19 protein-coding genes are annotated in these 17648 nt (G+C 63.1%); 4 read left to right on the forward strand and 15 right to left on the reverse strand.

Going from position 1 to position 17648, the window contains the following annotated elements; genetic code table 11:
• The first annotated feature begins 44 nt into the window (after positions 1–44).
• Positions 45–824 (forward strand): class I SAM-dependent methyltransferase, encoded by a 780-nt coding sequence (locus tag CO666_RS26025; protein ID WP_097614924.1) that lies wholly within the window; start codon positions 45–47, stop codon positions 822–824.
• A 45-nt stretch (positions 825–869) separates the two neighbouring features.
• Here CO666_RS26025 and CO666_RS26030 read toward each other — a convergent pair whose 3' ends face one another.
• The 6 genes from CO666_RS26030 to CO666_RS26055 are packed head-to-tail and all read right to left on the reverse strand — an operon-like array spanning position 870 to position 8102.
• The gene (locus tag CO666_RS26030; RefSeq protein WP_097614925.1) at positions 870–2159 is read right to left on the reverse strand and encodes an amidohydrolase family protein; all 1290 of its coding nucleotides are present in this window, start codon (positions 2157–2159) and stop codon (positions 870–872) included.
• 26 nt (positions 2160–2185) lie between these two features.
• Complete coding sequence (locus CO666_RS26035; protein ID WP_097614926.1) at positions 2186–3130, reverse strand: ABC transporter permease; 945 nt, start codon at positions 3128–3130, stop codon at positions 2186–2188.
• Entirely contained in the window at positions 3127–4176 is a 1050-nt protein-coding gene (locus CO666_RS26040) for an ABC transporter permease (protein ID WP_097614927.1), read from the reverse strand. The genes CO666_RS26035 and CO666_RS26040 overlap by 4 nt, the downstream gene beginning before the upstream one ends.
• Positions 4166–5698, reverse strand: a complete 1533-nt coding sequence (locus CO666_RS26045) for an ABC transporter ATP-binding protein (protein ID WP_097614957.1) — start codon at positions 5696–5698, stop codon at positions 4166–4168. The genes CO666_RS26040 and CO666_RS26045 overlap by 11 nt, the downstream gene beginning before the upstream one ends.
• Entirely contained in the window at positions 5695–7107 is a 1413-nt protein-coding gene (locus CO666_RS26050) for an amidase (RefSeq protein WP_097614928.1), read from the reverse strand. The genes CO666_RS26045 and CO666_RS26050 overlap by 4 nt, the downstream gene beginning before the upstream one ends.
• 8 nt (positions 7108–7115) lie before the next feature.
• Positions 7116–8102, reverse strand: coding sequence for a BMP family protein (locus tag CO666_RS26055; protein ID WP_097614929.1), 987 nt, complete (start codon positions 8100–8102; stop codon positions 7116–7118).
• A 234-nt stretch (positions 8103–8336) separates the two neighbouring features.
• Between CO666_RS26055 and CO666_RS26060 the strand changes: the two genes are divergently transcribed.
• On the forward strand, positions 8337–9014 hold the full coding sequence (locus CO666_RS26060; protein ID WP_245436868.1) for a lysophospholipid acyltransferase family protein: 678 nt from the start codon (positions 8337–8339) through the stop codon (positions 9012–9014).
• Positions 9011–9940, forward strand: coding sequence for a phosphatidate cytidylyltransferase (locus CO666_RS26065; RefSeq protein ID WP_097614930.1), 930 nt, complete (start codon positions 9011–9013; stop codon positions 9938–9940). Before CO666_RS26060 ends, CO666_RS26065 begins: the two co-directional genes overlap by 4 nt.
• 18 nt (positions 9941–9958) lie before the next feature.
• Here CO666_RS26065 and CO666_RS26070 read toward each other — a convergent pair whose 3' ends face one another.
• The 9 genes from CO666_RS26070 to CO666_RS26110 form a co-directional block, all read right to left on the reverse strand.
• On the reverse strand, positions 9959–10669 hold the full coding sequence (locus CO666_RS26070; protein ID WP_179869767.1) for a NapC/NirT family cytochrome c: 711 nt from the start codon (positions 10667–10669) through the stop codon (positions 9959–9961).
• 5 nt (positions 10670–10674) lie between these two features.
• Positions 10675–11175, reverse strand: coding sequence for a nitrate reductase cytochrome c-type subunit (locus CO666_RS26075; RefSeq protein ID WP_097614931.1), 501 nt, complete (start codon positions 11173–11175; stop codon positions 10675–10677).
• Positions 11145–13649, reverse strand: coding sequence for a periplasmic nitrate reductase subunit alpha (gene napA / locus CO666_RS26080; RefSeq protein WP_097614932.1), 2505 nt, complete (start codon positions 13647–13649; stop codon positions 11145–11147). The genes CO666_RS26075 and napA overlap by 31 nt, the downstream gene beginning before the upstream one ends.
• On the reverse strand, positions 13624–13908 hold the full coding sequence (locus CO666_RS26085) for a chaperone NapD (protein ID WP_097614933.1): 285 nt from the start codon (positions 13906–13908) through the stop codon (positions 13624–13626). The genes napA and CO666_RS26085 overlap by 26 nt, the downstream gene beginning before the upstream one ends.
• Positions 13901–14404: a ferredoxin-type protein NapF gene (gene napF / locus CO666_RS26090; RefSeq protein WP_097614934.1), complete on the reverse strand. Its 504-nt coding sequence runs from the start codon at positions 14402–14404 to the stop codon at positions 13901–13903. The genes CO666_RS26085 and napF overlap by 8 nt, the downstream gene beginning before the upstream one ends.
• 3 nt (positions 14405–14407) lie before the next feature.
• Positions 14408–14602, reverse strand: coding sequence for a periplasmic nitrate reductase, NapE protein (napE, locus tag CO666_RS26095; RefSeq protein ID WP_097614960.1), 195 nt, complete (start codon positions 14600–14602; stop codon positions 14408–14410).
• Positions 14603–14749: 147 nt separating this feature from the next.
• Entirely contained in the window at positions 14750–15073 is a 324-nt protein-coding gene (locus CO666_RS26100) for a chaperone modulator CbpM (RefSeq protein WP_097614935.1), read from the reverse strand.
• 2 nt (positions 15074–15075) lie between these two features.
• Positions 15076–15990 carry a DnaJ C-terminal domain-containing protein gene (locus CO666_RS26105; RefSeq protein ID WP_097614936.1) on the reverse strand — a complete coding sequence of 305 codons (915 nt, stop codon included), beginning with the start codon at positions 15988–15990 and terminating at the stop codon, positions 15076–15078.
• A 92-nt stretch (positions 15991–16082) separates the two neighbouring features.
• Positions 16083–16550 carry a universal stress protein gene (locus CO666_RS26110; protein ID WP_097614937.1) on the reverse strand — a complete coding sequence of 156 codons (468 nt, stop codon included), beginning with the start codon at positions 16548–16550 and terminating at the stop codon, positions 16083–16085.
• 162 nt (positions 16551–16712) lie between these two features.
• Between CO666_RS26110 and CO666_RS26115 the strand changes: the two genes are divergently transcribed.
• The gene (locus CO666_RS26115; protein ID WP_097614961.1) at positions 16713–17609 is read left to right on the forward strand and encodes an NAD(P)-dependent oxidoreductase; all 897 of its coding nucleotides are present in this window, start codon (positions 16713–16715) and stop codon (positions 17607–17609) included.
• Positions 17610–17648: the final 39 nt, after the last annotated feature.

Genomic DNA, 17648 nt, shown 5'->3' on the forward strand with positions numbered 1-17648 from the left:
CGTCAGACTGAGGATTGATCCTCGAACAAGGCAGAGTGAGTGTCATGGCGTTGGATCGTGCCGACTTTTACGATGCGGAATTGGCGAGACACAATCGGCACCTCAGTGTTGCTGCCGGCGTTGCCCCCGGTGACCGGGTGCTCGATATCGGCTGCGGCGCGGGGCAGACGACGCGCGAGGCCGCGCGTGCCGCGACGCAAGGAGCAGTGGTCGGAGTGGATACATCAGCCGAGATGCTCGAAGTCGCAAGGCAACGGAGTGCTGGCGAGGGTTTGCGAAATGTGGTGTTCGAGCAGGCAGACGCGCAATTCCACGCCTTTCCGGCTGCCAGTTTCGATCTCTGCATCAGCCGGTTCGGCGTCATGTTTTTCGCCGATCCGGCGGCGGCCTTTGCCAATATCGGCCGGGCGATGCGTCCGGGCGCGCGCCTTGTGTGGATGGTATGGCAAAGCCGGGAGCGCAACGATTGGTCTGGCGCCATACGACAGGCGCTGGCGCCCGGAACTGCGGCTTCGGCAGGTGGTCCCAATCCGTTTTCGCTGGGCGATCCTCCCATTGCGAGGGACCTTTTGAGCGGCGCAGGTTTTACGTCGATCGACTTTGCCGAGGTGCGAGAGCCGGTCTTCTATGGAGCGGACGTCGATGCGGCGTCGGATGCGCTCGCCGGCCTTTATCTTGTGAAGGACGCGCTCGCGCGCACCGACGAACCGCCCGGCAAACCGCTGCGGCGTCTGCGTGATCTGCTGGCGGCGCATATGACGCCGGAGGGGGTGTTTTTCGACTCCCGCGCCTGGATCATCACTGCTCGCCGCGCGGCGGGATAACGCGCTGGCCGGCAGCCAAATTCATCCGATGGTCGGCGCCGCCTCTCAATAGCGCGGTGCGTAATCTAGGCCGCCGTCGATGCGGGCCGGGCGCCCATCCAGGAAAAGCTCGCCGATGCGCGGCGCCGAGCGGGCGACGACCCTGCCGCGGCGGATCACCGCCAGCCGGTTCGGCTTCAGCCGCAGCGCCTCCAACGGGTCGCGCGCCTGGAGGATGACGAGATCGGCATTACATCCTTTTTCGAGACCGTAACCTTCAAGGCCCATCGTCTTCGCCGAGTTGACGGTCAGGGCATCGAAGATCTTCTTCTTGTCTTCGATGCCGGCCATCTGCGCGACATGGATCGCCATATGGCCGACCTCCAGCATGTCGCCCGATCCCATCGAATACCACGGATCCATGACGCAATCGTGCCCGAAGGAAACGTTGAGCCCGGCATCCATCAACTCGCGCACACGGGTCATGCCGCGCCGCTTCGGATAGGTATCGTGCCGGCCCTGCAGCATGATATTGATCAGCGGATTGGGAATGACGTTGATCTCGGCTTCCGCCATCAGCGGAATGAGTTTCGAGACATAATAATTGTCCATCGAATGCATCGAGGTCAGATGCGAGCCGGCGACACGTCCCTGCAGGCCGAAGCGGATGGTCTCAGCCGCCAGCGTCTCGATATGGCGCGACAGCGGGTCGTCGGTTTCGTCGCAATGCATGTCGACCGGCAGGCCGCGATCGGCAGCGATGCGGCAGAGCGCCTCGACCGAGGCCGTGCCTTCGCCCATCGTCCGTTCGAAGTGCGGAATGCCGCCGACGATGTCGACGCCCATGTCGAGGGCGCGGTTGAGTGCGTCGATCGCGCCCGGCGAGCGGTAATAACCGTCTTGCGGGAAGGCGACTAGTTGCAGATCGATATAGGGCGCCACCTTCTCGCGGACCTCGATCATCGCCTCGACCGTCACCAGCCTGGGATCGCTGGTATCGACATGGCTGCGGATGAAGAGCAGGCCTTGCGTCACCGCCAGATCGCAATAGCGCAGCGCACGGTCGACCAGCTCTTCCCGCGTCACGATCGGGCGCAGCTCCCCCCAAAGCGCGATGCCTTCGAGCAGGGTGCCGGAGACGTTCATGCGCGGCAGGCCGAGCGACAGGGTGGCGTCCATATGAAAATGCGGATCGACGAAAGGCGGACTGACCAGCCTGCCGGTGGCGTCGATTTCTTCCCCGGCCTGCGCCTGCAGATTGCCCTCGACGGCGATGATCCGATCGCCCTCGATGCCGATATCGATGCCGGTGCGGCCATCGGGGAGATTTGCGTTTCTGACGATCAGATCGAACATCGGAGCCTCGTTGGATGTGGACGGTCTCAGCGCTCGCCGCGGCGATAGGGCTGCATCAGCGCCTGCGGGACGCGGGCACGGCGAGCCATGACGGCAAGCGCGGCGATGGAGAGAATATAGGGCGTCATCAGGAAGAGCTGATAGGGCACCAGCCCGCTCAGCACGGTTTGCAGCCGAAGCTGAAAGGCATCGAAGAAGGCGAAGAGCAGGGCGCCGAACAGCGCGCGGCCCGGACGCCAGGAGGCGAAGACGACGAGCGCGATGCAGATCCAGCCCCGCCCCTGCACCATGGTTGGAAAGAAGCTGTTGAACGCCGACAAGGTCAGGAAGGCGCCGCCCATTCCCATCAGCGCGCTGCCGGCGATGACCGCGCCGTAACGCACCTTCATCGGATTGACGCCCTGGGCTTCCGCCGCATGCGGGTTCTCGCCGGTCATGCGGATCGCAAGCCCCACCGGCGTGCGGAAGATGATGTAGGCCATCAACAGGGCGATCAGGATCGCAAGATAGGTCGGCGCGGTCTGCGTGAAGAAGGCCGGGCCGATGAAAGGCAGCGTCGAGAGGCCGGGAATGGCGATCGGCTGGAACGGCACGATGGTGGGCGGCGTATTGGCAAGCGGCACGATCAGCCGGAAGACATAGTAGCTGAAGCTCGACGCAAAGAGCGTGACGCCGAGACCGGCGACATGCTGCGAGAGGCCGAGCGTCACCGTCAGTCCCGCATGCAGCAGGCCGAAGACGCCGCCGGCCACTGCGGCAATCAGCAGGCCGATCCACAGATCGGCGCCGTGATAGACGGAAAGCCAGCCGATCATCGCTCCGAAGGTCATGATGCCTTCGATGCCGAGATTGAGCACGCCGGCCCGTTCGCAGAGCAGGGCACCGAGCGTGCCGAAGATCAGCGGTGTGGCGATCCGCAGGATTGCCGCCCAGAGCCCGGCGGAGGCGATGATATCGAACAGCTGCATCATCGCCGGATCCTGTATTGGGTGAAGAACAACGCGATCAGCATCGTCAGCAGCGACAGCGCCACGGTGACATCGGCGATATAGGTCGGGACGCCGAGGCCGCGGCTCATGCCGCCGGCCCCCACGAACATGGTGGCGGTGAAAATGGCGGCGAAGACGACGCCGAGCGGATTGAGGTTGGCGAGCATGGCGACGACGATGCCGGCATAGCCGAAACCGGGCGATAGGTCGGTCGTCACATAGCCCTTGACGCCCATCACCTCGATCGCGCCGGCGAGCCCCGCAAGCCCGCCCGAGAGGCAGGCGACTTTCACCAGCGTTCCACCGAGCGGCACTCCTGCGAAGACCGCACCGGCGGGATTGAGGCCCGCGGCGCGGGACTGCATGCCGAACACCGTGCGGGACTGAACGAAATGGGTGATGACGGCAAGAGCGATCGCGATCGCAAAGCCGATATGCAGGCGCGAGCGGGCGATCAGCTTCGGCAGCATGGCGTGATCGCTGACGGATTGCGACTGCGGCCAGCCGAAAGCGAGCGGATCCTTGAGAACCCCATCGATCAGCATCGAGACGAAAAGCACGGCGATGAAGTTCAGGAGCAGGCTGGTGACGACCTCGTCGACGGAAAAGCGCAGCCTGAGCCACAGCGGAACCAGGATCAGCACCATGCCGGCGATGGCGCCGATCAGCAGCAGGAGCGGGATGAGGATCGGCGCGGGAAGATTGCCCAGCAATTTCGAACTTGCCGCCGCAACGGCGATGGCGCCGAGATAGAACTGGCCCTCGGCACCGATATTCCAAAGCCGCGCCCGAAAGGCGACGGCAGCGGCAAGCCCCGTCAGCATCAGCGGCGTCGCCCGCGTCAGCGTTTCGGTCGCCGACAGCCGCGAGCCGAAGGCGCCGGTCAGGATGCGCCAATAGGCATCGAGAACAGGCGCGCCGGCGATCGAGATCAGGATGCCCGCCAGAGCCAGCGCCGCGATGACGGCGACGATAGGCGTAAGTATCAACAGGGAAAGCGGGCGATGCTCGCGGCGCTCAAATCGCATGGCCGGCCTCTGGGGTTTCCTGCCATTCGCCGGCCATCATCAGCCCCAGCCTGCGGGCGTCGGCGCCGTCGGCCTCGACGGGCGGCGACAGGCGACCGCCGACAATTGCCTGTATGCGATCGGCAAGCGCGATCACCTCGTCGAGATCCTCCGAGATCAGCAGCACGGCGGTCCCCTGCCGGCGGGCTTCGAGCAGGCGAGCGTGCACGGCGGCAACCGCACCTTCATCGAGGCCCCGGGCGGGCTGTGCGGCAATCAGGATGCGCGGCCGCCGATAGAGGCTGCGCCCGAGGATCAGCTTCTGCATATTGCCCCCGGAAAGCAGCCGGGTGCGAATGGCCGGGCCGCCGCCGCGAACATCGAACCCGTCGATGATCTCCCTCGCGAAGGCTATGCCGGCCTTGCGGTTGACGAGACCACGGCGAGAGAAGGCCGGCGAGGCAATACGTTCCAGTACGGCGTTTTCCCAGATCGCCATTTCCCCGATCACCCCTTCATGGTTGCGATCCTCGGGAATACGGCCGATGCCGGCTTCGACGACATCGGCGACGCTGAGATGGCCGACCGCTTCCCCGAACAGCTTGAGGTCGCCGCCGCTGCGGGCCAGCGTACCGGAAAGAAGATGCGCCAGCGCCGCCTGGCCATTGCCCGAAACGCCGATGATGCCGAGGATCTCTCCCTGATGCAGCCGGAAGCTGATCGATTTCAGCCGGTCGACGCCGCCGGTGCGCACCGTCACATCGTCCGCTTCGAGGGCGACGGCCCCGGGGGCCGACGGCTCGCGCACGGGCCGTGTCACGCGCCGCCCGACCATCAGTTCGGCGAGTTCCGCCTTGCTGGTGTCCGATGCCCTGCGCTCGGCGACCATCTTGCCGCCGCGCAACACGACGATGCGGTCGGCCGCCGCCATCACCTCGTCGAGCTTGTGCGAGATGAAGATCAGTGACAGGCCCTGACGGGCCATTTCTTTCAGTGTCGTGAACAACCGCTCGGCCTCGATATTGGTGAGCACCGCCGTCGGCTCGTCGAGGATCAGGATGCGGGCGTCGTTATAAAGCGCCTTGAGGATTTCCACCCGCTGCTGCTCGCCGACCGACAGATCGCCAAGCCGGGCATCCGGATCGACCGTGAGGCCGAAGCGCTCGGAAATGGCCAGGAGCTTCTTGCGCGCCGCCGATGTTGCCGAGCGCCAGGACCATAGTTTTTCGGTGCCGGTCATGACATTTTCAAGCACCGTCAGATTGGGCGCCAGCGAGAAATGCTGATGCACCATGCCGACGCCGGCGCGGATCGCCGCACGCGGTTTTCCCGGCGGCACCTCGGCGCCCTCGATCAGAATTCGGCCGGCATCCGGCATGTAGTGGCCGAAAAGAATGCTCATCAGCGTGGTCTTGCCGGCACCGTTCTCGCCGAGCAGGGCCACGATCTCGCCTCTGGCGAGCATCATGGAAATATCATCATTGGCGAGATTGGCGCCGAAGCGTTTGCTGACACCGATAATTTCCAGAACAGGCCCGGTCATGACGGCAATCCCGCCACCGGAAACCGGTGCTGCCATCGCCCCTCGGCCTCCAGGCGAGCGGCAAGCGACAGAAGGCGTGGCTCGCGGCCCATCGGTGCCAGGAGCTGCACCGGCAGCGGCATGGCCTGTTGATCCTGTCCGAAAGGGAGCGTCAAAGCAGGAAAACCCGAAATATTGGCCAGGCAGGCAAGCGGCGCGAATGCCGCCATTCGCTCGAGATGCAGATCCGTGTCGGCATGATCGGACGGAAAGGAGCCGATCGCAAGGGGCGCATAGGCAAGCATCGGCATCAGGATGCAATCGATCCTGTCGAACAGCGACCAGAGACGATGGCTGACCAGGACGGCATCGTTGAGCGTGCTCCAGAGCTTGGCGGCCGAAAGCGCCCCTCCTCGCGCCGCGAAAGCCTGCGTGAGAGGCTCGGCGCCGATCTTATCGAGAGCCGCTGCCTTGATGAGCGTTGCGAGGTTGACGGAGACGATATCGGCAAAGACACGCCCGCTCGCGGCAACGCTCCATTCGAACTCGGCCCAGGCCAGTGGAACGATCTCGTGTCCGTCACTCTCGAGCGCACGCGCCGCATCCTCGACGACGGCAAGCCGATCGCTCTCGGTCGGATAGGTCGGCCCGGTATCGGTCAACAGGCCGATCCGCAAGCGGCCGTTGTCGATATCGATGGGGGAGGGATCCGCAACAGGGCCGCGCGCATGACCGCTCAGCCGGCTGAAAATCAGGGCCGTATCCCGCACCGACCGGCACACCGCCAGTTCGCTTGCGATGCCGGCAAGGTGATTGCCGAAGGATGGCCCGCCGGGCATGGTGCCGCGCGTCGGCTTCAGTCCGACGAGGCCGCAACAGGCGGCCGGCACACGGATCGAACCGCCGGCGTCGGTGGCATGGGCGATCGCAACGATCCCGGCCGCAACCGCCGCCGCCGCACCGCCGGAGGAGCCGCCGGCGGTGCGGGCCGGATCGAGCGGATTGCGGCAGATGGGGCCGGTGGCCGGTTCGCTGGCAAGCGACAGGCCGAATTCCGGGCTCGTCGTCAGGCCGAACAGGCAGAAGCCGGCATCGCGGAACCGGGAAGCGAGATCGGAATCGGCTTCGCCGCCCTTTCTTTCGAAAAGGCGAGAACCAGCCGTGACCGGCAGCCCGGCAAAGGGACCGCCAAGATCTTTCGCCAAGGTCGGCACGCCGGCAAAGGGCCGGGCGACAAAATCGCCGGGCGCGCTCTGCCGTTCCCGGTCGCGGTCGTGTGCAGCGGCGAGGCCCATGGCGGCATCGAGATAGGCGATCGCGCCGAGCGACTCATGCCGTGCAGCTCTCTTGAGAGAGATCTGCATCGCTTCTGCAGCGCTCAGGCTGCCATGCCTGATCGCTGCCGCCAGTTCCGTCGCGTCGCCCTGCATGAGCCGAACTACTTCGGCTCGTCCATCATCTTCGGAACTTCGAAGGTGCCGGCCTTGATCTCGGCGCGCTTGGCTTCCATCGCGGCCTCCGCTTCGGCGGGCGCGACACCCTTGACGAAGACGATATCGCTGCCGCCTTCCTTCATCAGGCCGTAAGACGTGTAGTTCCGGCCGACCGGTTTTCCGGCGGCGACATCGGCGATCGCGGCATTCAGAATCGGGCGGAAATACCACATGGCGTTGGCGAACACCGTATCCGGATAACGCGGCGTGTAATCGATCAGCGAGCCGACCGATCTGATGCCGCGCTCCTTGGCGGCATCGGCCGTGCCGATGCGTTCGCCGAACAGGATGTCGGCGCCGGCGTCGATCTGGGCAAGACCGGCTTCACGGGCCTTCGGCGGATCGAAGAAGGTTCCGATGAACGAGACGAGATGTTTGGCATCCGGGTTGACCGCCTTGACGCCCGCGGCAAAGGCGTTGATCAGCATATTGACCTCGGGGATCGGAATGGCGCCGACCGAACCGACGACGTTCGACTTGGTCATCTTGCCCGCCAGCATGCCGGCAAGATAAGCGCCGTCGTGGTTCCAGGTGCCGAAGACGCCGAAATTGTCGCCGGCCTGCTCGCCGCTCGAACCCAACACGAAAGCGGTATCGGGATAGTCGGCCGCGACCTGCCGGGCCTCCTTCTCCACCGCATAGGCCTCGCCGATGATCAGCTTGTTGCCCTGTTCGGCATATTCGCGCATGGCGCGGGGATAATCGGTGCCGGAGACCCCTTCGGAGAACACATATTCGATGACGCCGTCCTTGGCCGCGTCCTGAAGGGCCTTGTGAAGACAGGAGTTCCAGGCATTTTCAACCGGCGACGCATGAATGCCGGCAACCTTCAGCGGCGCAGCCGCCCTTGCGAGCGGGGCGAAGCTGCTGACGCCAAACGCGATGCCCGACGCGATCACTGCCCGGCGTGAAATCAGGATGTCTTTGGTCATGACTGCTCCCTTTTTTTACCATCTGGTTCAAAAATCATAGTAGCGCCTAAAAATGTGTCAAGCAGCGAACAGGCTTAAAAATCAGGCTAATCGGCCGCCGCAACCTGGCTGAAAGAACGAGACGCCGCAGGTCTGCACGCCCAGTGCCGCCGTGCTTCTCAGGCCGGATCTGCGGGGCTTGGCGCGACGACTCCGGCAGGTTATGCATAGAACTATTGGGTTGGGGAAATTGAAATGGGTGAAGAAGAAGACGCCTCGCGGCGGCCGATCGCGAGCCGGTCGTCGTCCTGGGCGATCGCGCTCATCCGTCGCCTTCTCGTGCTGTTCGTCCGGATCATGGTCGGCGCCCGAAGCGAGTGGCGAGGCTGTACGCCCGACCCTCGCCGCCGCATCTATTTCGCCAATCACAACAGCCATGTCGATACCGTTGCCGTCATGGCTGCCCTGCCGTGGCCGGTGCGGCGGCTGACCCACCCGGTCGCGGCGCGCGATTACTGGGGAACGAGCGCTTTTCGGCGTTTCATTGCCGAAAAAGGCCTGCGCGCCGTCCTGATAGATCGCAAGCCTCTGCCCGACAGCAATCCGCTGGAGCCGGTCGAGCGTCTGCTCGAGGAGGGGCGCTCGGTCCTGATCTTTCCGGAAGGCACGAGAAGCGCCAGCGAGGAGATCGCCCCTTTCCGCAGCGGCATCTATCGCCTTGCCTGCCGTTTCCCCGATGTCGATCTCGTGCCGATCCATCTCGACAATCTTCAGCGCATCCTGCCGAAGGGAAGCATATTGATCGTGCCGATCACCTGTACGGCACGCTTCGGCAAGCCGCTGCGCGTCGAACCGGGCGAAGGAAAGGACGCATTCCTGGCGCGCGCCCGTGCAGCAGTCATCGAGTTAGCGGACGGAAAGCACAGCGCATGACCAGCTTTTTCTCCATCGTGCTTGCCGCAATCCTCGGCCTGCTGGCGGTCGCCTCGGCCATCGGCTTCATCCTTCAGCAGCGCGCGACAGAGCCCGGCTCCGTTGCCACCGTCCACAATCTCAATGCCCGAATCCGCTCCTGGTGGATTATGGTCGCGATATTCGGCGGCGCGATCCTGCTCGGCGATACCGCGGTGGTCGCCCTGTTCGCATTCCTGTCCTTCATGGCGCTTCGCGAATTCTGGACGCTGACGCCGTCGCGGCGCGGCGATCACCTAGCGCTGTTCCTGTCCTTCTTCGTCGTCCTGCCGGTGCACTATGTGCTGCTCGGGACACTCTGGTACGGCCTCTTCGCGATCTTCATCCCGGTCTATGCCTTCCTGATCCTGCCGGCGGTGGCGACCTTGACGGGCGACGTCAACGAATTCCTGGCGCGCACCGCCAGGGTGCAATGGGGGTTGATGCTGACGGTCTATTCGATCAGCCATGCTCCCGCACTTCTGATGCTGCAGACCGGCACACCCTCGGCCCTTCTCCTCGTCTATCTCGTCATCGTCGTGCAGCTTAGCGATGTCTTCCAGTATGTCTGGGGCAAGCTCTTTGGAAAGCACCGCTTCTCGCCCAACATCAGCCCGTCGAAGACGCTCGAAGGCCTCTTTGGCGGCGGCGCCTCCGCCATCCTGGTGGGCACGCTGCTCTATCGCCTGACGCCGTTCTCACCCCTGCAGGCGGCGGCCGTCAGCACGGTCATCGTCGTCGCGGGCTTCTTCGGCGGCTTCGTGCTGTCGGCCATCAAGCGCGACCTCAACGCCAAGGACTGGGGCTATGTCATCGAGGGTCACGGCGGCGTGCTCGACCGCCTGGATTCCATCACCTTCGCCGCGCCGCTGTTCTTCCACATCGTCCGCTACTGGTACACCGTCTGAGAATTTATCCGCGAAAGACTATCTCGCAGTCTCCACGGACGAGGCATGGGCCCTCGCCATGGCCTCCTGAAGGTCGTCGATAGGCGTCGCATTCACCATCTTCCTGCCCTCGAGCTCCTTCGGCATTTTCCAGCCGGGATCGATGCCTTCCATGTTCGGCAGCTCATGGGCGATACCCTTGTGGCAGTCGATGCAGGTCGCCTGACCGGTAAGCAGATATCGGGTGTGGATCTCGGCAGCGCGTTGTGTCTGCTTCTGCAGATCCATCGCCACCGACGAATGACAGTTGCGGCATTCCAGGCTGTCATTGGCCTTCATGCGCGCCCATTCATGCTGGGCAAGCTCCAGCCGCTTTTCCAGAAACTTCGGGCGAGTGTTGATCGTGCCGAATATCTTGCCCCAGACCTCCTTGGAGGCCTGCATCTTGCGGGCGATCTTGTCGGTCCACTGATGCGGCACGTGGCAGTCCGGGCAGGTCGCCCGCACGCCCGATCGGTTGGAAAAATGGATGGTGCGTGAAAGCTCCTGATAGACGTTGTCGTGCATCTCATGACAGGAGGTGCAGAATTTTTCGGTATTGGTCAGTTCCAGTGCGGTATTGAACGCACCCCAAAAGAGGACGCCGCCGACGAAGCCGCCGAGCGTCAGGACGCCGAGCCCGATCGTCGCCGCCGGCGTCGTCAGGATCGACCACGCCCAGAGAACCACTTTCCTGACAAATGCGATCATGACGGTCACTCGCTCCCGGCCGGTCTGAAACCGAGCTCGCTCATATCCTTGAACGCATTGGGGACGAGCGCAGGGGTGTCCGCCTGCGGCACATGGCACGCCGTACAGAAGTAGCGGCGAGGGGAGACGTCGGCGAGCATCTGGCCGTCGCGCGTCATATAGTGGGTGACACTGATCATCGGCGCGCCGCTATCTTGGGTGAATTCCCGCTTGTGGCAGGAAAGGCAGCGGTTGGCGTTGACCGACAGTTCGTAACCTTCGATCGAATGCGGAATGATCGGCGGCTGGTCCGGATAGGCGCGCATCCTGCGCTTGTCGTCGACGATCCACTTCGGCAGCGGCTTGGCATCCCCTGTGTCCATCGAGGGCGTCGGGCCTTCCAACTGGGGGACGGTTTGCTGCACCACCTGGCCGAAGGCGGCCGTCGCCAGGAAAACGACGATGCCGGCTGCGATTGCCTGCCATTCCGGTCGCCTTAAACGGCGGGAAGAATCTTGACCGCGCATTTTTTGAAATCCGTCTGCTTGGAGATGGGATCGGTGGCGTCGAGCGTGACCTTGTTGATCAACTGGCTGGCATCGAACCAGGGGACGAAGATGACGCCTGACGGCATTCGATTCCGGCCCCTGATATCGATACGCGAGCGGATCTCGCCGCGGCGGGAAACGATCCGCACCTCCGCTCCCTGGTTGATGCCACGCTTGCGGGCATCCTCGGCATTCATGAAACATCGCGCCCCGGGAAAGGCCCGGTAAAGCTCCGGAACCCTCATCGTCATCGATCCCGAGTGCCAGTGTTCGAGCACACGGCCGGTCACCAGCCAAAAGTCGAATTCATCGTCGGGAGATTCGGCCGGCGGCTCGTAGGGCACGGCCAGGATGACGGCCCTGCCGTCCTTCTGGCCGTAGAACTTCACGCCCTCACCGGGCTTCACATAGGGGTCGTAGCCTTCCCGGTATCGCCAGCGCGTCTCCTGGCCGTTGACCACCGGCCAGCGCAACCCGCGTACCTCATGATAGAGGTCATAGGGCGCCAGGTCGTGTCCGTGGCCACGCCCGAAGGAGGCATACTCCTCGAACAGGCCCTTCTGGATATAAAATCCGAACGCCTTGGCCTCGGCATTGTCGTATTCGGCGCTGATCTCACCGAGCGGAAATCGATCCACCTCGCCATTGCGGAAGAGCACGTCGAAGAGCGTTTTCCCCCGATACTCCGCATTGGCATCGAGGATGTCCTTCGACCAGACCTCGTCGGTGGTAAACCGCTTGGAGAATTCGACGATCTGCCAGAGGTCGGATCGCGCCTCTCCCTTGGCCTGAACGAGCTGATGCCAGACATGGGTGCGCCGTTCGGCATTTCCATAGGCGCCTTCCTTCTCGACCCACATCGCCGCGGGAAGGATCAGGTCGGCGCTCATCGCCGTTATGGTCGGATAGGCATCCGAAACCACGACGAAATTCTCCGGATTGCGATAACCCTGCCAGGTCTCGTTGCTGGTGTTCGGTCCGGCCTGGACGTTGTTGTTGACCTGCACCCAATAGAAATTCAGCTTGCCGTCCTTCAGCATGCGGTCCTGCTGGACGGCATGATATCCAGGCTGCTCCGGGATGATCCCGTGCGGGACACGCCAGATTTCTTCGGCATGCTTGCGGTGCTCGGGATTCACCACCGTCATGTCGGCGGGAAGACGATGGGCGAAGGTCCCCACTTCACGGGCCGTCCCGCAGGCTGAGGGCTGGCCGGTCAGCGAGAACGGGCTGTTGCCCGGCTCGGAGATCTTGCCCGTCAGCAAATGCAGATTGTAGACCATCTGGTTCGCCCAGACGCCGCGGACATGCTGGTTGAAGCCCATCGTCCAAAGCGACGTGACCTTGCGGCCGGGATCGGCATAGAGTTCGGCAAGCTGCTCCAGGAATTCCGGATCGACGCCGGTGAGTTCGGACGTCTTCTTCAGCGTGTATTCGCTAACGAATTCCTTGAAGGCGTCGAAATCCATCGGCTCGGTTTTGCCGGGATTCTTGGCGTTGGCCGCGGCGACTTCAACCGGATTGTCCGGGCGCAGGCCGTATCCGATATCGGTGACGCCTTTTGCAAACTTCGTGTGGTCGCGGACGAAGTCCTCGTTCACGCGTCCCGTCTGAATGATGTGGTTGGCAATGAAGTTCAGGATCGCCAGATCGGTTCCCGGCTTGAAGACGATGGGAATGTCGGCAAGATCCATGCTCCTGTGGGTAAAAGTCGAAAGCACCGCAACGCGGACATGCGGTTGCCCCAGCCGGCGGTCGGCGACGCGCGTCCACAGGATCGGATGCATCTCCGCCATATTAGAACCCCAGAGCACGAAGGCGTCGGCGTTCTCGAAATCGTCGTAACAGCCCATCGGCTCGTCCATGCCGAAGGTGCGCATGAACCCGTAAGCGGCAGACGCCATGCAATGCCTGGCATTGGGGTCCAGATTGTTGGAACGAAAACCGGCCCGCATCAGCTTTGTGGCGGCATATCCTTCAAAGATCGTCCACTGGCCCGAGCCGAACATGCCGACGGCCGTCGGCCCCTTGTCCTTGAGCACTTTCTTGCATTGCTCGGCCATCACGTCGAAGGCCTCGTCCCAGCTCACCGGTTCGAACTCGCCGTCTTTGGCATAGCGGCCGTCGCGCTTGCGCAGCAGGGGGGTCTGAAGCCTATCCTCGCCATACATGATCTTGGAGAGGAAATAGCCCTTGATACAGTTCAGGCCGCGATTGACCTCCGCCTGCATGTCTCCATGCGTTGCAACGACCTGGCCTTGCTTGACGCCTACCATGACGCCGCAACCGGTGCCGCAGAAGCGGCAGGGAGCCTTCGACCATTTGATCTCCAATGCACCGACGCCGCCGGGCACCGGCTGAGCGGCAGCCGGCATCGCTATTCCGGCAGCGGCCGCGGCGATGGCGGCGGCCTGGGCCTTCAGAATGTCACGCCTGTTCAATTCTCCCGTCATGGCCTTGCATCTCCTCCTCGACATGCTCGAACACCATGTTCGCCGCAATCACCCCATCCAGGAGCGAGATTTGCGACAGACGATCGCCAAGCATGCCCGTGCTCGTTCCCTCAATGACGATGACGATCTTGCCGTTGGCATGACCGTGAACCTCCACATTCCGCATTTCGGCGAGCGCCGCGAGCACAGCCCCGGTGCGGGCCGGCATGGTCGCAACCACGGCGCTCGATATGTGATAGCGCAGAGGCCGCTCAGGCATCGGCCGCCTCCATCCCGTAAGGCTGCAATGTGATGGCGTTAACCGGACAGCCGGCGATGCATCCCCCGCATCCGTTGCAAATCTCGGTGCGAAGCTCCGGAACAAACGGGCCGCCGATGCGGGGCCGAAAACGGATTGCCTGCTGGGGACAAGCTTCTCCACACGACTGGCAGGTGATGCCGCGCTTCGCCAGGCAGGTATCGCCGACCACCGCGACATGGGCAAAGCGATCGATCCGTTCCACGGTGAAGACCGGTTCCGGGCACGATGCCGCGCATTCACCGCAGAACGTGCATTCGCCTCGCATGAAGTCGAGCGACGGCAGTCCGTCCACGAGACGGATTATCTGGGTTGGACATCGCTCCTCACATTGTCCGCATCCGGTGCATGCCGCGGCAAGGCTTCGCATCGATGCTCCCGGCGGGCAAATCCTGTGATCGGTCGTTGCCGGCCGGGCTGAGAGGAATTGACGTCTCGACATCGGCGCTTGGGACATGGCTCAATGCCCCGGCGGCGGCCCCGGAGGACCGAAGACAATCTGAAACATCCATACGAGGAAACCATAACCGCCGACGACGCCCACAGCGACCAGAGGCCATATTCCGAATGCAAGGATAAGGAAAACCAGCACTTCCGCCCGGCGTTTTGCGCGCGGATCACTCTGCCCCGATGCTTTTTGAAGCAATTCAGACATGACGGGCCCCCAGCCACAGACGATAGCATGCCCAGTCACCCATGACCAGATGACTGGCATTCCACCAGGCTACAACTGCCTCCTTATAGGCAGCAGGCTCGCATTGTCGCCGCCGTGCGCGCAAGAAAACGCCTGCGCAAGGAGCGTCTAAACCCGGCCGATGTCCTCCAGGCTCTCGAACAGCCGGCGTTGAACATCCCGCTCCTGCCTGCCGATGGCGGTCATCAACTGGCCCATCGTTCCCCGCAGGCCGTGCAACTCGTCCACCAGCTCCATGACGATATCGACGCCGGCTTCGTTGACGCCCATGTTTCCCATGAGGTCCAGGATCAGCCGGGCACGCGCGACGTCGGCGTCGCGAAATTGCCGTTGCCCGCCCGATGTCTCGGGGATCAGCCAACCCTGTTCGATCCAGAGGTCGAGCTGGACAACATCGATTTTCAAGTAAAGACGGAATTCGAGATCATTCATGATCAGGTCTCCATGTTCTTCCTCGGATCGTATGGATTTGCCGTCGCCCATTCCTTCACCAGCAACGTCAGCCGTTCGTCGGGATTGTCGGGCAGCACGATCTTCAAAGTGACATAAACGTCGCCGTGCCCGCCGCCGCGTTTGGCAGCACCTTTGCCCTTGAGACGCAGGACCTTGCCCGTATTCGAGTGCGGGGGCAATGTCAGGTTGACCGGTCCCGAAGGTGTCGGCGCCCGGACCTTGCCGCCGAGCACGGCTTCTTCGAGCGAAATCGGCAATTCCAAGCGGATATCGTCGCCGTCGCGGGTGAAGAAGCGGTGAGGACTGACGCGGATTTCGATGAGCGCATCGCCCGGCGGCCCGCCGCCAATGCCCGGCTCGCCCTTGCCGCGCAGCCGCAAGGTCTGGCCGTCGCGGGTGCCGGGCGGGATCTGCACGTCGAGCTGCGGCCCGCCCGGCAGCTTGACCCCGGTCCTGCTGCCGTTGACCGCCTCGAGAAAGTCGACCTCCAACGAGAAACGCCGGTCCTGGCCGTGGCTGCGCATCCTGCCGCTGCCGGAACGGCGCGAAAAGAAATTGGCAAAGGAATCGCTGACATCGCCGAAATCGGCAAAGCCGGAACTGTTGTGATAGGGATTGTCGGCGCCGCTCGCCGAGGCATAGTCGCGGTAATAGCTGCGCTGCGCCCGCTCGGCACCCGTCATGTCGATCTCGCCGCGGTCGAAGCGGCCACGTTTTTCCTCATCGCTCAAGATCTCGTAGGCGGTCGAAATTTCCTTGAACCGCTCCTCGGCGTGTCTGTCGCCGGGGTTGAGGTCGGGGTGCAGTTTCTTGGCGAGCTTGCGGAAGGCGCTTTGAATATCTTTTTGCGTCGCATCCCGCTTCACGCCCAGAAGCTCGTAGGGATCCTGGCTCATGCATATCTCCGGTCAAGGCAGTCGATACTGCCGGTTGGCTTGGGGAAGATATAGGTTCTCAGACCGCCGCCGGGGAGGGGAGGCGGCGAAGGTCAGAGCGGCGCCGTGTCTTCGGCTTGGGGTGCTGCGCCTTTATCGGCGTGATCGGGCCGCCGGTCGATGAGAACCGAGCACCCGGCGTGACGCACGACCTTCTCGACGATCGAGGAAAAGACGTAGTCGGTGATATCGCTGACATGCGATGACAGCAGGATGAGATCGGCCGACATCTCCCCGGCGACTGTGACGAGCGCGGAGGCGGCAACGCCGATACGGACCTCGATCCTCGCCGGGATCCCGAGCTCCTTGCAGAGGGCCGCCAGTTTCCTTTCGGCGTCGACGATGGCGGTCGTTTCGAAGACCTCGGGAAGCTCCGTCAGGTGACGATGCGGGATATTCTCGATGATGTGCGTGACGACGATGCTTCCACCCTCGTCCACAAGGGATGCAGCCCGGCGCAGAAGACGGTTGGCCGTTTGCCGGGAACCCATGCCTATGGCGCAGATGATCGTGCGATACATTGAATTTAATACCCCCGAATGCGACAGTTCGTATCGATTATACTGCCGTCGACCGTCCCCGCTTTGACCGATATCAAGCAGAAATGCCGTCACATCGCAACGCCGGCGCAGGAAGTGGCATCTGTTCAGGAGAACCTCGGGCGGATCGTCGCAGTTGACGGCATGGCCATCGGCAATAGCTTTGATGGGAGGTCGTCAATCATCGAGGTTCACATGCCGAATATTGCAATTATCGGGTCTGGCGCGATGGGAAGCGCTGTCGCCAAACGGCTGATCGACCATGGCGCCACGGTGCTGACCAATCTTGACGGCAGAAGCGAGCGGACGATTGCGCGGGCAAAGGCGGCCGGTATCGTGCCGGTCAGCCGCCAGGAGTTGGCGAAGGCCGAGCTGATCCTGTCGATCGTTCCGCCGGCGGAAGCGATCAACGTCGCCGAACTCGTCGCGGACATATCGTCGATGATGCCGGCGCCGGCGCCCTTCATCGACCTCAACGCGATTGCGCCGAAAACCATGCAGGCCTTGGCGGCACGCTTCGAAGGCAGCGGCGTGGAAGTGCTGGATGGCGCCATCATCGGCGGGCCGCCGGTTCCCGGCAAATCCGGTCCGACCATTTATATCAGTGGCGATAGCGCGGAGCGGAGCAGGCTGCTCGAAAATTACGGCTTGCGGGTCCGCCGGCTCGATGGGCCGCTAGGCGCCGCGTCGGCGCTGAAAATGTGTTATGCCGGCATCAACAAGGGGTTTATCGGCCTCGGCACCGCCATGCTGCTTGCGGCCTCGCGGTCCGGTGCGGCCGAAAGCCTGAAGGCCGAGCTCTCCGAAAGCCTTCCCGACTTCGACCGCAAACTGTCGAAATCCATTCCCGACATGTATCCGAAAGCCTATCGCTGGGTCGCCGAAATGCAGGAGATTGCCGATTTTCTGGGAGAAGATGATCCGGCTGCGACCATCTTCCGCGGCATGGCGGGCCTCTTCTCCAAGATGGCTGATGACGTCGAGGACAGCCGCGTGCTCGTCGGGCAGTTGGACGAGATCCTCGCGGAAACCGGCGGCTGACTCACTGCTCTTTGCCGCCGGCGCCCCGCATCGGAGGCG

The sequence above is a fragment of the Rhizobium chutanense genome, from assembly GCF_002531935.1.
Classification (GTDB): domain Bacteria; phylum Pseudomonadota; class Alphaproteobacteria; order Rhizobiales; family Rhizobiaceae; genus Rhizobium; species Rhizobium chutanense.